A 12,397-nucleotide genomic window follows, 5' to 3' on the forward strand; every position below is an offset into this window, starting at 1 on the left:
GGCCGCGATGTGCTAGACTGGGGGTTTCATGGTCGACAGGAGGCACAGCATGATCATGCGCATATTTCAGGTCACCACCCATCCCGGCAAGGAAGCGGAGTTTGCCCGGTTCTTTCATGACACCGCCATTCCGTTGATGCGGGCGACCGACGGCATCGTCGAGGTGCTGCCCGGCGCGCCGCGCGCCGATCATCCGCGAGACTTCGCCTTCGTGATGGTCTGGCGCGATCTCGACGCGCTCAAGGCCTTTGTCGGCGAGAATTACGACAGCCCGCATATCGCCCCGGAAGAGGCCGAGCTGGTGGCGGCGCGCCGTATCGCGCATTACGATCTGGTTCAGGCCTGACGGACGCAGTTGCGGGCCTCCGCGACCCGATACGGAGACTGCCGTCGGGCCTTACCGCCCGCGCCAGATCCAGCCGCCGCCCAGCACCCGTGTGCCGCCGGTCTCGTAGAAGACGCAGGCCTGTCCGGGCGAGACGCCTTCCTCCGGCGTCAGCAGTTCCACTTCGGCCTCGGTCTCCGACAGCGGCCGCAGCAGCGCGGCGCGCGGCGGCCGAGTCGAACGCACCTTGACCGAGATCTCGCGCTCTTGCATGTCGGCAAAGCCGCCACCGCCCAGCCAATTGACCTCGCGCACCGGGATGGTGCGGCTCGAGAGCATCTCCTTGGGGCCGACAACCACCTGCTTGGCCTCGACATCGAGCCTGACCACGTAAAGCGGCTCGCTCAGCCCGCCGATGCCCAGGCCGCGACGTTGGCCGATGGTGTAATGGATCACCCCGGCATGGTCGCCCAGCACCCGGCCATCGGCATGCACGATCTGCCCCGGTTCGGCCGCGCCGGGGCGCAGTTTTTCGATAACCGATGCGTAGTTGCCGTCTGGCACGAAGCAGATGTCCTGGCTGTCGGGCTTGTCGGCCACCGGCAGCCCGTGTTTGGCCGCCAGCCTGCGGGTGTCTTCCTTGCTCTCCAGATGGCCCAGCGGAAAGCGCAGGTAATCGAGCTGTTCCTGGGTGGTGGAGAACAGGAAATAGCTCTGATCGCGCACCGCATCGGCGGCGCAATGCAGCTCGGCGCCAGCCGCGCCCATCTTGCGCTGGATGTAATGGCCGGTGGCCATGCAATCGGCATCGAGATCGCGGGCGGTTTCCAGCAGATCCTTGAACTTGACCCGCTCGTTGCAGCGGATGCAGGGCACCGGGGTGGCGCCGCCCAGGTAGCTGTCGGCAAACTCGTCCATCACCGCATCGCGAAAGACGTTTTCGTAATCCAGCACGTAATGCGGAAAGCCCATTTCCTCGGCCACCCGGCGGGCATCGTGGATGTCGCGGCCGGCGCAGCAGGCGCCTTTCTTGGCCAGGGCCGCGCCGTGATCGTAGAGTTGCAGGGTGATGCCCACCACGTCATAGCCCTCGCGCGCCAGCTCGGCGGCGACGACAGAGCTGTCGACCCCGCCCGACATCGCCACGACGACGCGGGTCTGCGAGGGGGGCTTGGCAAAGCCGAGGGAATTGAGCGTCTCGGTGGCAAGGGCGGACATGCGAATCTCCATTTCGGAAGTCCGCGAGAATATAGGAAAATCCGAGACACTCTCAAGACCGGCTTTCACCGGCGGTTAAACACCTCCGCCCATGCTCGGGACAAATGAGCTGGACGAGGACGCCATGTACCTGAAGAAAGTCGATGGTCCCCGTGCCGTCACCTTGCCCGATGGCACGGTGATGACGCGCGCCGATCTGCCCGCGGCACAGACCCGCCGCTGGGTCGCCTCGCGCAAGGCGGCGGTGGTGCGCGGGGTGATCTACGGGCTGATTTCGCAGGAAGAGGCACAGAAACGCTATGCAATCTCGGCCGAGGAATTTAGAGAATGGGTAACGGCCGTCACACAGTTCGGCGAAGACGCTTTGAAAGCAACCGCTGTGCAGAAATACAGACAACCGTGAGTTGTGCTATGCATGTTCTCCTGCTACGGTAACGGTCGGTTAACCTTTCTGCCACAGGTTATGATGATAACCGGGCTGTTGATTGGAGACAAGAAAATGCGAGTGTTGCTGGTTGAGGACGATCCAACGACGGCCAAGAGCATCGAATTGATGTTGACCCATGCCAATCTCAATGTCTATTGCACCGATCTCGGGGAAGAGGGGATCGATCTTGCCAAGCTCTACGACTACGATCTGATCCTTCTCGATCTGGGGCTGCCGGATATGAACGGCCATGAGGTGCTGCGCCAGCTGCGCCTGGCGCGGGTGGAAACGCCGATCCTGATCCTTTCGGGCGCCGACGATACCGACAACAAGCTCAAGGGGTTCGGCTTTGGCGCCGACGATTACCTGACCAAGCCGTTTCACCGCGAAGAGCTTGTGGCCCGCATCCACGCCATCATCCGCCGGTCCAAGGGGCATTCGCAATCGGTCATCCATACCGGCCAGGTCTCGGTCGACCTCGATGCCAAGACGGTGGAGGTGGCGGGGCGGCCGGTGCATCTGACCGGCAAGGAGTACCAGATGCTCGAATTGCTCAGCCTGCGCAAAGGCACGACCCTGACCAAGGAAATGTTTCTCAACCATCTTTATGGCGGAATGGATGAACCGGAGTTGAAAATCATCGACGTTTTCATTTGCAAACTTCGCAAGAAACTCAGCAATGCCACCGGTGGCGACAATTACATCGAGACCGTCTGGGGCCGGGGCTATGTGCTGCGCGATCCCAGCCCGAGCGAGCTTGACGGTGGCGACCGTCTTGCCATCGGCGCCTGACCGGATACCGCGCAAACCGACTGGACCCTGTGCCGCCCGCGCCCTATCACTTGGGAAGATTTGCGGGGGGTTAGATGACGCGCGAGATTGCAGTTTCCGAATTGACCGAAGATCAGGCACGCGAGGAACTCGCGGCGCTGGCCGAGGCGCTGACTGCGGCCAATCTGGCCTATCACGGCGCCGATGCGCCGGAGATCACCGACGCCGATTACGATGCGCTCAAACGCCGCAACGCCGAGATCGAGACGCGATTCCCGGAATTGAAACGGGCCGACAGCCCCTCTGATCAGGTCGGTGCCGCCCCGGCCGAAGGCTTTGCCAAGGTCCGCCACCAGGTGCGGATGATGAGCCTCGGCAATGCCTTCGACGATGCCGACGTGCTGGAATTCGACGCCAGCATCCGCCGCTATCTGAACTGGCCCGCCGATGCCCAGCTGGCCTATACCGCCGAACCCAAGATCGACGGCCTCTCGCTCTCGCTGCGCTATGAAAACGGCACGCTGGTCACTGCCGCCACCCGAGGCGATGGCGAGACGGGCGAGAATGTCACCGTCAATGCCCGCACCATCGACACCATCCCCGAGGTGCTCACCGGCGCGCCCGAGGTGCTCGAGGTGCGCGGCGAGGTGTACATGCGCCACGCCGATTTCGAGGCGCTCAACAAGCGCCAGGTCGAACGCGGCGGCAAGACCTTTGCCAATCCGCGCAATGCCGCCGCCGGCTCGCTGCGTCAGCTCGACCCCGAGATCACCCGCGACCGGCCGCTGGCCTTTTTCGCCTACAGCTGGGGCGTGCTCTCGAACCCGCTGGCCGAAACGCAATCGGGCGCCATCGAAAGGCTGGCGGAGCTGGGGTTTCAGACCAATGCGCTCACCCGCCGCTGCGACACCCCGGCAGAGATGATCGCCCTCTACCGCGAGATCGAGGAACAGCGCGCGACGCTGGGCTATGACATCGACGGTGTGGTCTACAAGATCGACCGGCTCGACCTGCAAGAGCGGCTGGGGTTCCGCTCGACCACGCCGCGCTGGGCCATCGCGCATAAATTCCCTGCCGAACTGGCCTGGACGCGGCTCGAGGCGATCGACATCCAGGTCGGCCGTACCGGCGCGCTCAGCCCGGTGGCGCGACTGACGCCGGTAACGGTGGGCGGTGTCGTCGTCTCCAACGCGACGCTGCACAACGAGGATTACATCGCCGGGCGCGACAGCCGCGGCGGCGAAATCCGCGGCGGCAAGGACATCCGGATCGGCGACTGGGTGCAAATCTATCGCGCCGGCGACGTGATCCCCAAGGTGGCCGATGTCGACCTGTCCAAACGCCCCGAGGGCACCGCCCCCTATGTCTTTCCGGAGACGTGCCCGGAATGTGGATCGGAGGCCGTGCGCGAAGAAGGCGACGCCGTGCGCCGTTGTACCGGCGGGTTGATCTGCCCGGCGCAACAGATTGAAAAGCTGAAGCATTTCGTTTCGCGCTCGGCATTCGACATCGACGGTCTCGGCGCTAAACAGGTCGAGCAATTCTATCGCGACGGCTGGATCGCCGAGCCGGCCGATATCTTCACCCTGCGCGCGCGTTATGGCCAGGGCATGCAGCAGCTGAAAAATCGCGAGGGCTGGGGCGAGAAATCGGCGCAGAAGCTGTTCGATGCCATCGACGAGCGGCGCAAGATTGCGCTGGGCCGGGTGATCTTCGGCCTTGGCATCCGCCATGTCGGCGAACAATCGGCCAATCTCCTGGCCAGCCATTATGGCGCCTGGGCCACCTTTGACCGCGCGATGACCGAGGCGCAGCCGATGGAGGGCCCGGCCTGGGACGACCTGCTTGGCGTCGATGGCGTGGGCCAGGTCATGGCTGCCTCGCTGGTCGCCGCCTTCGGGCAAGAGGCCGAGCGCGCGGCAATCGACAGGCTGGTGGCGCAGCTTGATATCCAGGACGCGGCCAGGCCCTCGGTCGAGGGCAGCCCGGTGGCCGGCATGACCATCGTCTTTACCGGCAGCCTCGAAAAGATGACCCGCGCCGAGGCCAAGGCCCGGGCCGAGGCCCTGGGCGCCAAGGTCTCGGGGTCGGTGTCGAAAAAGACCGATCTGGTGGTCGCCGGGCCGGGGGCCGGATCGAAGGGCAAGAAAGCCGCCGAACTGGGGATCGACATGCTCGACGAAGACGGGTGGCTGGCCCTGATCGGCGCATGAGCAGCCGGCCCGAGCCGTTGTTTCCGCTGTTTGCGGATCTCGAGACGCTGCCCGGTGTCGGCCCCAAGATCGCCAAGTCGCTGGCCGGGTTGGCGATCGAGGCCCCGCGCGACCTGTTGTTCACCCTGCCGCATTCCGGCATCGACCGGCGCAAGCGCGACACGGTGCAGGGCGCCGATCTGCCCGGCGTGGTCACCGTCGAGGTCGAGATCGGCCGCCATGCCGCGCCGCGCAGCCGTTCCGGCGCCTATCGGATCACGGTGCAGGACGCGCAGACCTCGTTCCAGCTCGTTTTTTTCCATGCGCGGGGCGATTATCTGCGTAAAATTCTCCCCAGTGGCGCGCGCCGCGTTGTCTCGGGCAAGGTCGAATTGTTCGATGGCATCGCCCAGATGGTGCACCCCGATCACATCCTGCCGGTGGAAGAGGCACATGACATCCCCGATTTCGAGCCGGTCTATCCGCTGACCGCCGGGGTGACGCAGAAGGTGATGCACAAGGCGGCGCAGGGGGCGCTGGCCCGGGCGCCCGAGCTGGCGGAATGGATCGAGCCCTCGCTGCTCGGGAAAGAGGGCTGGCCTTCCTGGGGCGAGGCGCTGAGCCAGGCGCATGCCCCGACGGATGCGGCGACACTTTCACCGGGGCATCCGGCGCGGGTGCGGCTGGCCTATGACGAGCTTTTCGCCCACCAGATGACTCTGGCGCTGGCCCGGCAGAACCGCCGCAAGGCGGCCGGGCGGGCCAGTTCCGGAACCGGGGGCTTGCAGGGCAAAGTATTGAAATCCTTACCTTATGCGCCCACCGGAGCACAGACCCGGGCGATTGCGGAGATCGCCGGCGATATGGCGCGCGACAAGCGGATGAACCGGCTGTTGCAGGGGGATGTGGGCGCCGGCAAGACCCTGGTCGCCTTCATGGCGCTGCTGATCGCGGTCGAGGCGGGCGGGCAGGGCGTGATGATGGCGCCGACCGAAATCCTGGCTCGGCAGCATCTCGAGGGGTTGCAACCCTTGGCGGAAAGCGCCGGTGTGGTGCTCGAGCTGCTGACCGGGCGGGACAAGGGCGCCGAGCGGGCGGCCAAGCTGGAGTCGTTGAAAAACGGGAAAATTCAGGTGCTTGTCGGCACCCACGCGGTGTTTCAGGAGGATGTGGCCTTTTGCGATCTGCGCCTGGCCGTCATCGATGAACAGCACCGATTCGGCGTGCGGCAGCGGCTGGCGCTGGGGGCCAAGGGCATTCTGGCGGATGTGCTGGTGATGACGGCGACGCCGATCCCGCGCAGCCTCGCGCTGGCGCAATATGGTGACATGGATGTCTCGGTGCTTGACGAAAAACCGCCCGGGCGCAAGCCGATCACCACTGCGCTGGTCTCGACCGAACGGCTGGAGGAGGTGGTGGGCCGCATTCGGGCGGCGGCAGACGACGGGCGGCAGGTCTATTGGGTCTGCCCGCTGGTCGAGGAAAGCGAAACCTCGGACATGACCGCCGCCGAAGAGCGGTTCAAACGGCTGCGCGCGGCGCTCGGCGAGGCCCGGGTCGGGCTGGTGCACGGCCAGATGCCGCCGGCCGAGAAAGACGCGGCAATGGCACGGTTCCAGGCCGGCGAAACCTCGGTGCTGGTGGCGACCACGGTGATCGAGGTCGGCGTGAACGTGCCCAATGCCACCATCATGGTGATCGAACGCGCCGAGACCTTTGGCCTGGCGCAACTGCACCAGCTGCGCGGCCGGGTGGGCCGTGGCGATCAGGCCTCGACCTGCCTGCTGCTCTACCAGGCGCCGCTTGGCGAAGGCGGGCGCAAGCGGTTGGAAACGTTGCGCAATACCGAGGACGGTTTCATCATCGCCGAAACCGATCTGGAGATGCGCGGGGCCGGTGACGTGATTGGCACGGCGCAATCCGGTCTGCCGCGGTTTCGGGTGGCGGATGTGGAAAGCCAGACCGGTCTGATGGCCACGGCCCAGACCGACGCCCGCGCCTTGCTGACCACCGATCCGACGCTCGAGAGCGGCCGGGGACGGGCGGCGCGCGTTCTGCTCTGGCTGATGCGGCAGGATGAAGCCATTCGTTTGATATCAGTGGGTTAGCGTCTCCATTAGCGGTTTGTTCTCGGATGTTCTCAAAAAGTTCTTTACAGACCGTTGTCCATATGAGAACAAAGAGACAACACCGCAACGGAGACACGCCATGCACAAGAAAGTGACCAAGAGCCGCCGTCGTTTCGATCACAGCTTTCTGCACGACGCCATGGGCGCCGTTTCGCTTGTGTTTCTGTTGGTTGCGGGCCTGCATCTGCCGGCCTTTATCTGAAGGAATTTCCCTGCCTGCGCTCGCGTTCCGCGCGCCTGTCCGATCCGCGCGAACCTGCCTCTTCCCAATCCCCATGGGAGCTCGGGGTCTGCCTCAACACCCCCATTAGGACGCGAGCGCTTGCCTTGGCCGCCTTCTTCGGAAGGCGGCCTTTTTTTGTGCAATCAAAACCTGGATCGACGAGAGATCAGGCGGACACGGCCAGCGCCTCACGCGCGGCTTCGGCGGTGGCCTCGAGCGCCAGCAGGATCGAGGCGTGGCGGTTCTTGTACTCGCGCGCGGGCTCCAGCACCTCGAAACCGTCGAAGGGGGCGGCGGGGATAGGGCCGCCCTCTTTCAGCATGGCGCGCAGTTCCGCCTGGGCCTTTTCCAGTTCTTCGGGGCTGCGCCCGATCACCACCGAGCCCAGCACCGAGGCCGCCGATTGCCCCAGCGCACAGGCCTTGACGTCCTGGCCGAAGTCGGCGACGCGGCCCTCCTTCATCACCACGTCCACCGTCACCGTCGAGCCGCAGAGCGGCGAGCGTTTCTTGACCGTGGCCTCGGGCGCCGCCAGCCGTTCGCTGTGGGGGATATCCGAGGCCAGCGCCAGAATGCGGGCGGAGTAGAGCTTGATCAGATCGGTTTCGGCCATGAGGCTTTCTCTTTTGTCCTGCGTTTCTTAAATAGGCGTCCAGAGCGCTCTTGCAAAAGGTTTTTCGCCCATGTCCTTTGATCCTTCGACCTTGGTCTACAACGATGCCGGGCTGATTCCGGCGATTGCCCAGGACGCCACCAGCGGCGAAGTGCTGATGATGGCCTGGATGAACCAGGAGGCGGTGGCACGAACGTTGGCGACCGGCCGGGTGACTTATTGGTCGCGGTCGCGACAGAGCTTCTGGGTCAAGGGCGAGACCTCGGGCCATGTGCAGGAGCTGGTGAACCTGCGGATCGACTGTGATCGCGATTGCCTGCTGCTGACGGTGAACCAGACCGGGGCCGCCTGCCACACCGGGCGCCGCACCTGTTTCTATACCGAGGTGCGCAGCGGCGCCGAGGTCGAGCTGATGCAGCCGGAGCGCTGAGGGGGCTTTGCGCCCGTCCGCCAGGGCGGGTTCCCCAACGGTATTTTCAAACAGAAGCAGAGGCGGGCGGAAGGCCGACCATGGCGCGGAGGTCGGCCGGGCGCTTGCCCTCGCTGCGATAGAGCGCGATGGCGCGGGCGTCGTCGCGCTTGGCAAGGCGCTTGCCAGAGGCGTCGCGGATCAGCCGGTGATGGTGATAGCGCGGGGTCGGAAAGTCGAGCAGATGTTGCAGGACCACATGGATCGCGGTGGCATCAAAGAGATCCTGGCCGCGGATCACATGGCTGATTTCCTGATCCGCGTCGTCGACGACGATGGCCAGGTGATAGGCGGCGCCCATGTCGCGGCGGGCCAGAACCACATCGCCGACGCTGTCGATCATCTGCCGGGCTGTGACGGCGCGCGGGCCGGGGTAATAGGTTTCTTCGTGAAAAGCCGCCTCTCCAATGGCTTGCATGGCTTTCTTCATGTCGAGCCTGAGCGCCTGATCCTGCGGCATCGGGCCGCTGCGGGGCCGGTTCCGGCAGGTGCCGGGATAGATCAGCCCGTCGGGGCCAAAGCGCGGCGCGCCCTCCTGCGGGGCGTTGGCGGCGGCCTGAATGTCGCGCCGGGTGCAGGTGCAGGGATAGAGCAGCCCGCGGCGCCAGAGGCGCTCCAGTGCGGCGCGGTAGCGCGGGAGGCGGTCGGACTGGCGCCAGACCGGCGCGGGCCAGCTTAGCCCCAGCCAGTGCAGGTCGTCGCAGATCTGCGCCGCCCATTCCGGGCGGGCGCGGCTCTGATCGATGTCGTCGAGACGCAAGTGGAAGCTGCCGCCGGCCGCCTGCGCCGCGTCATAGGCCGTCAGCGCCGAGAAGGCGTGGCCCAGATGCAGCGGCCCGGTCGGCGAGGGGGCGAAGCGGGTGCGAAAGGCCACGGGGGTCAGGCGGCGCTGGCCATCGCGCCGAGCCAGTCCTGCCAGGCCGCTTTGGCGCGGTCGGTATAGGCCTTGTAGCGGTCCTTGCGGCCGCGGCGCCCGCCCTTGAGCCCGTCGACCGGGCGGAACAGCCCGAAGTTGACGTTCATCGGCTGAAAGGTCTTGGCCTCGGCGCCGCCGGTGATGTGGTGGATCAGCGCGCCCATGGCGCTGTCCTGCGGCACCTCGGGCAGCGGCCGGCCAAGGATTTCGGCGGCGGCCATGCGTCCCGCCAACAGCCCCATGGCGGCGCTCTCGACATAGCCCTCGACACCGGTGATCTGGCCGGCAAAGCGGATGTTGGGCCGCGATTTCAGCCGCATCTGCGCATCCAGCAGGGTCGGCGAGTTGAGGAAGGTGTTGCGGTGGATGCCGCCGAGCCGGGCAAAGCGCGCTTCTTCCAACCCGGGGATCATCCGCAGCACCTCGGTCTGGGCGCCGTATTTCATCTTGGTCTGGAAGCCGACGATATTGTAGAGCGTGCCCAGCGCGTTATCCCGGCGCAACTGGACGACCGCATGGGCCTTGACGTCGGGCTGATGCGGGTTGGTCAGGCCCACGGGCTTCATCGGGCCATGGCGCAGGGTCTCGCGGCCGCGTTCGGCCATGACCTCGATCGGCAGGCAGCCGTCGAAATAGCCGGCCGTCTCGCCGTCGTGGAACTCGGTCTTGTCGGCGGCGAGCAGGGCGTCGATGAAGGCCTCGTATTGGGCGCGGTCCATCGGGCAGTTGAGATAGGCCTTGCGCTCTTCCTCGGTCTCGCCCTTGTCGTAGCGCGACTGCATCCAAGCCTTGGACATGTCGATGCTCTCGGCATAGACGATCGGCGCGATGGCGTCGAAGAAGGCGAGCGCATCGGCGCCGGTCTCGGCGGCGATGGCCTGGCCCAGCGCCGAAGAGGTCAGCGGGCCAGTGGCGATGATCCACTGGCCGTCGCGCGGCAGCTCGGTGATCTCGCCATACTCCACCCGAACGTTGGGCAGCGCCTTGAGCGCCGCGGTCACATCCTCGGCAAAGGGGTCGCGGTCGACCGCCAGGGCACCGCCGGCGGGCAGGCGGTGACGGTCGGCGGTGGCCATGATGAGGCCGTCTGCCGCGCGCATTTCCCAATGCAGCAGGCCGACGGCGTTCTGTTCGTCGTCATCCGAACGGAAGGAATTGGAACAGACCATCTCGGCCAGATTGCCGGTGCGATGGGCAAAGGTTTCGACCTTGGGGCGCATCTCGTGGATCACCACATTGACGCCCAGTTGCGCGGCCTGCCAGGCGGCCTCGGATCCGGCCATGCCGCCGCCGACGATATGAAGCTCTTGTGTCATGCGCGCTCACATACGCCTTTTGGCGGGGCTGTCAAAGGGTCACTGCCGCCAGCTGGCGGGACGTTTATCCAGAAAGGCGCTGATGCCCTCGGTGGTATCGCGGTCGAGCATGTTCTCGACCATGACCTGGCCGGTATAGGCATAGGCCGCGTCGAGCCCCATCTCGGCCTGGGCGTAGAAGGCCTGTTTGCCGATGCGCACCGCCGTACCCAGCTTTTCGGCGACTTGTTCGGCCAGCGCCCGGGCCTCGGCCTCGAGCGCCTCGGCGGGCACGACGCGGTTGACGAGGCCCAGGGTCTCGGCTTCGTCGGCTTCGATGAACTGGCCGGTGGTGAGCATTTCAAAGGCCTTCTTGCGCGGGATATTGCGGGTCAGCGCCACCATCGGCGTCGAGCAGAACAACCCGATGTTGACGCCGTTGACGCCAAACCGCGTGCCCTCGGCCGCGACCGCCATGTCGCAGCTTGCCACCATCTGGCAACCGGCGGCGGTGGCGATGCCATGCACCTGGGCGATCACCGGCTGGGGCAGGCGGGTCAGCCCGGTCATCACGCTGGCGCAGCGGTCGAAGAGATCGGCGAAATAGGCCTTGCCACCATCTTCGGCCTGTCGCCCCCGGGTCATCTGCTTGAGGTCGTGACCGGCGCAGAACGCCTTGCCGGCGCCGGAGATCACCACCGCGCGAACGCTGGTGTCCGCGCGCAGGGCATCGATCTGGGCCTGGAGCTCGGCCAGCATTTCGTCGGACAGCGCGTTCAGCCGCTCGGGCGCGTTCATCCGCAAATGGGCCACGGCCCCGGTGTCGCAACGTTCCAAAATCGCCATCTTGCCCTCCCTTGGCCTGGGCGGCAGCCTAGCGTCACACAGCGCAAGAGGGAAGAATGACAATCGTCGTGAACGCCGAAGAGATGACAGAGTTTCTGAGCGAGGTCTTTCCGCAGGTCGAGGGGATGTTCTCCATCGACCGGCTCGACGAGGAGGTACTGGTGATGCGGCTGCATGCCTCGGAGCGGCACCTGCGGCCCGGCGGCACGGTCTCGGGCCCGGCAATGTTCGCGCTGGCCGATGTCGGCGCCTATGTTGCGACGATGTCGCGGATCGGGCGCCAGGCGCTGGCGGTGACAACCAATTGCTCGATCGATTTCATGCGCAAGCCTGCGGCGGGGGCGGATGTGCTGGGGCAGTTCCGGTTGTTGAAGATCGGCCGGGCGCTGAGCGTGGTGGATTGCCTGCTCTATTCCGAAGGCCAGGCGTCGCCGGTCGCCCGGGCGAACCTGACCTATTCGATCCCGCCCGGGCGCTGAGGCGCGCCCGGACCTGCGTCGGGGCTCTGGGCAAGGGACCACGAGGTCCCGGGGCGGGGCCCGGGACGGGGGCCTCACCTGGCGGCGGCAGAAAAAAGGCCCGGAGGCATCGCCCCGGGCCCAGGAAGAGGTCTGTCAGGAGAGGGATCTACCCCTGCCAGAACGGGCGAGCGGCCTCTCGTTCGGCCAGATCGCGCGTCACGCCGATGTCCCTGAGCAGGTGATCATCGAGATGTTTCAGCTTGGTGCGGGTGCGGTGGTGGGCCTCCCACTTGGCAATCGCCACGACCGCCTTGAGCGCCACCGATGCGATCGGGGTCAGGGGACGGCCGTCAAGAAAGCCTGCTGCCTGCGCTGGGGTCTGCTGGAGATGTGCCATGGGAGATCCTTTCGTGAATTGTATTGACACAATGCGGCGAATTGCCGTAGATAATTGATACATTGAACATGTGTATACTCCGAGTCCCGCATAAGCCGAATTTGGTGACTTGACG

At 65.5% G+C, this 12,397-nt stretch carries 14 protein-coding genes; 8 read left to right on the forward strand and 6 right to left on the reverse strand.

Annotated features, from left to right (window positions below; all coding sequences use genetic code 11):
• Positions 1-49 precede the first annotated feature (49 nt).
• The gene (locus PVW49_RS18130) at positions 50-346 is read left to right on the forward strand and encodes an antibiotic biosynthesis monooxygenase family protein (RefSeq protein ID WP_048531062.1); all 297 of its coding nucleotides are present in this window, start codon (positions 50-52) and stop codon (positions 344-346) included.
• Between the two features lie 51 nt (positions 347-397).
• On the opposite strand, the gene mnmA is transcribed toward PVW49_RS18130, so the two are convergent.
• The gene (gene mnmA / locus PVW49_RS18135) at positions 398-1,543 is read right to left on the reverse strand and encodes a tRNA 2-thiouridine(34) synthase MnmA (RefSeq protein ID WP_274591226.1); all 1,146 of its coding nucleotides are present in this window, start codon (positions 1,541-1,543) and stop codon (positions 398-400) included.
• Between the two features lie 124 nt (positions 1,544-1,667).
• On the opposite strand from mnmA, the gene sciP reads away from it, so the two are divergent.
• The 5 genes from sciP to PVW49_RS18160 all read left to right on the forward strand — a co-directional run bounded on the left by sciP (position 1,668) and on the right by PVW49_RS18160 (position 7,264).
• Positions 1,668-1,946 (forward strand): CtrA inhibitor SciP, encoded by a 279-nt coding sequence (sciP, locus tag PVW49_RS18140; protein ID WP_048533738.1) that lies wholly within the window; start codon positions 1,668-1,670, stop codon positions 1,944-1,946.
• A 96-nt stretch (positions 1,947-2,042) separates the two neighbouring features.
• On the forward strand, positions 2,043-2,762 hold the full coding sequence (gene ctrA / locus PVW49_RS18145) for a response regulator transcription factor CtrA (protein WP_048531066.1): 720 nt from the start codon (positions 2,043-2,045) through the stop codon (positions 2,760-2,762).
• Positions 2,763-2,836: 74 nt separating this feature from the next.
• Positions 2,837-4,954 (forward strand): NAD-dependent DNA ligase LigA, encoded by a 2,118-nt coding sequence (ligA, locus tag PVW49_RS18150; RefSeq protein ID WP_274591227.1) that lies wholly within the window; start codon positions 2,837-2,839, stop codon positions 4,952-4,954.
• Positions 4,951-7,041, forward strand: coding sequence for an ATP-dependent DNA helicase RecG (gene recG, locus PVW49_RS18155; RefSeq protein ID WP_274591228.1), 2,091 nt, complete (start codon positions 4,951-4,953; stop codon positions 7,039-7,041). Before ligA ends, recG begins: the two co-directional genes overlap by 4 nt.
• A 100-nt stretch (positions 7,042-7,141) precedes the next feature.
• Positions 7,142-7,264, forward strand: a complete 123-nt coding sequence (locus tag PVW49_RS18160; protein ID WP_274563014.1) for a hypothetical protein — start codon at positions 7,142-7,144, stop codon at positions 7,262-7,264.
• Positions 7,265-7,451: 187 nt separating this feature from the next.
• On the opposite strand, the gene PVW49_RS18165 is transcribed toward PVW49_RS18160, so the two are convergent.
• A complete protein-coding gene (locus PVW49_RS18165; RefSeq protein ID WP_074835053.1) occupies positions 7,452-7,898 on the reverse strand; it encodes an iron-sulfur cluster assembly scaffold protein in 447 nt (148 codons plus the stop codon).
• 70 nt (positions 7,899-7,968) lie between these two features.
• On the opposite strand from PVW49_RS18165, the gene hisI reads away from it, so the two are divergent.
• A complete protein-coding gene (hisI, locus tag PVW49_RS18170; RefSeq protein WP_048531073.1) occupies positions 7,969-8,328 on the forward strand; it encodes a phosphoribosyl-AMP cyclohydrolase in 360 nt (119 codons plus the stop codon).
• A gap of 46 nt (positions 8,329-8,374) precedes the next feature.
• Here the strand turns inward: hisI and gluQRS are convergent, their stop codons facing one another.
• From gluQRS to PVW49_RS18185, 3 genes are read right to left on the reverse strand one after another with little or no spacing between them, the layout of a single operon-like run.
• Complete coding sequence (gene gluQRS / locus PVW49_RS18175; RefSeq protein ID WP_074835052.1) at positions 8,375-9,241, reverse strand: tRNA glutamyl-Q(34) synthetase GluQRS; 867 nt, start codon at positions 9,239-9,241, stop codon at positions 8,375-8,377.
• Positions 9,242-9,246: 5 nt separating this feature from the next.
• Positions 9,247-10,599, reverse strand: a complete 1,353-nt coding sequence (trmFO, locus tag PVW49_RS18180) for a methylenetetrahydrofolate--tRNA-(uracil(54)-C(5))-methyltransferase (FADH(2)-oxidizing) TrmFO (RefSeq protein WP_074835050.1) — start codon at positions 10,597-10,599, stop codon at positions 9,247-9,249.
• A gap of 39 nt (positions 10,600-10,638) precedes the next feature.
• The gene (locus PVW49_RS18185; RefSeq protein WP_074835049.1) at positions 10,639-11,424 is read right to left on the reverse strand and encodes an enoyl-CoA hydratase; all 786 of its coding nucleotides are present in this window, start codon (positions 11,422-11,424) and stop codon (positions 10,639-10,641) included.
• Between the two features lie 56 nt (positions 11,425-11,480).
• Between PVW49_RS18185 and PVW49_RS18190 the strand changes: the two genes are divergently transcribed.
• The gene (locus tag PVW49_RS18190; protein WP_048531079.1) at positions 11,481-11,903 is read left to right on the forward strand and encodes a PaaI family thioesterase; all 423 of its coding nucleotides are present in this window, start codon (positions 11,481-11,483) and stop codon (positions 11,901-11,903) included.
• A gap of 148 nt (positions 11,904-12,051) precedes the next feature.
• Here the strand turns inward: PVW49_RS18190 and PVW49_RS18195 are convergent, their stop codons facing one another.
• Positions 12,052-12,282: a DUF1127 domain-containing protein gene (locus PVW49_RS18195; protein ID WP_048531081.1), complete on the reverse strand. Its 231-nt coding sequence runs from the start codon at positions 12,280-12,282 to the stop codon at positions 12,052-12,054.
• Positions 12,283-12,397 lie beyond the last annotated feature (115 nt).

The organism is Marinovum sp. PR37, from assembly GCF_028807375.1.
In the GTDB taxonomy this organism is placed as follows: Bacteria; Pseudomonadota; Alphaproteobacteria; order Rhodobacterales; family Rhodobacteraceae; genus Marinovum; species Marinovum algicola.

Excerpts from the sequence above, each read along its gene's own strand:
- PVW49_RS18130 (WP_048531062.1), top strand. The coding sequence starts at position 50 with ATGATCATGCGCATATTTCAGGTCACCACCCATCCCGGCAAGGAAGCG.
- mnmA (WP_274591226.1), bottom strand. The coding sequence starts at position 1,543 with ATGTCCGCCCTTGCCACCGAGACGCTCAATTCCCTCGGCTTTGCCAAG.
- sciP (WP_048533738.1), top strand. The coding sequence starts at position 1,668 with ATGTACCTGAAGAAAGTCGATGGTCCCCGTGCCGTCACCTTGCCCGAT.
- ctrA (WP_048531066.1), top strand. The coding sequence starts at position 2,043 with ATGCGAGTGTTGCTGGTTGAGGACGATCCAACGACGGCCAAGAGCATC.
- ligA (WP_274591227.1), top strand. The coding sequence starts at position 2,837 with ATGACGCGCGAGATTGCAGTTTCCGAATTGACCGAAGATCAGGCACGC.
- recG (WP_274591228.1), top strand. The coding sequence starts at position 4,951 with ATGAGCAGCCGGCCCGAGCCGTTGTTTCCGCTGTTTGCGGATCTCGAG.
- PVW49_RS18160 (WP_274563014.1), top strand. The coding sequence starts at position 7,142 with ATGCACAAGAAAGTGACCAAGAGCCGCCGTCGTTTCGATCACAGCTTT.
- PVW49_RS18165 (WP_074835053.1), bottom strand. The coding sequence starts at position 7,898 with ATGGCCGAAACCGATCTGATCAAGCTCTACTCCGCCCGCATTCTGGCG.
- hisI (WP_048531073.1), top strand. The coding sequence starts at position 7,969 with ATGTCCTTTGATCCTTCGACCTTGGTCTACAACGATGCCGGGCTGATT.
- trmFO (WP_074835050.1), bottom strand. The coding sequence starts at position 10,599 with ATGACACAAGAGCTTCATATCGTCGGCGGCGGCATGGCCGGATCCGAG.
- PVW49_RS18185 (WP_074835049.1), bottom strand. The coding sequence starts at position 11,424 with ATGGCGATTTTGGAACGTTGCGACACCGGGGCCGTGGCCCATTTGCGG.
- PVW49_RS18190 (WP_048531079.1), top strand. The coding sequence starts at position 11,481 with ATGACAATCGTCGTGAACGCCGAAGAGATGACAGAGTTTCTGAGCGAG.
- PVW49_RS18195 (WP_048531081.1), bottom strand. The coding sequence starts at position 12,282 with ATGGCACATCTCCAGCAGACCCCAGCGCAGGCAGCAGGCTTTCTTGAC.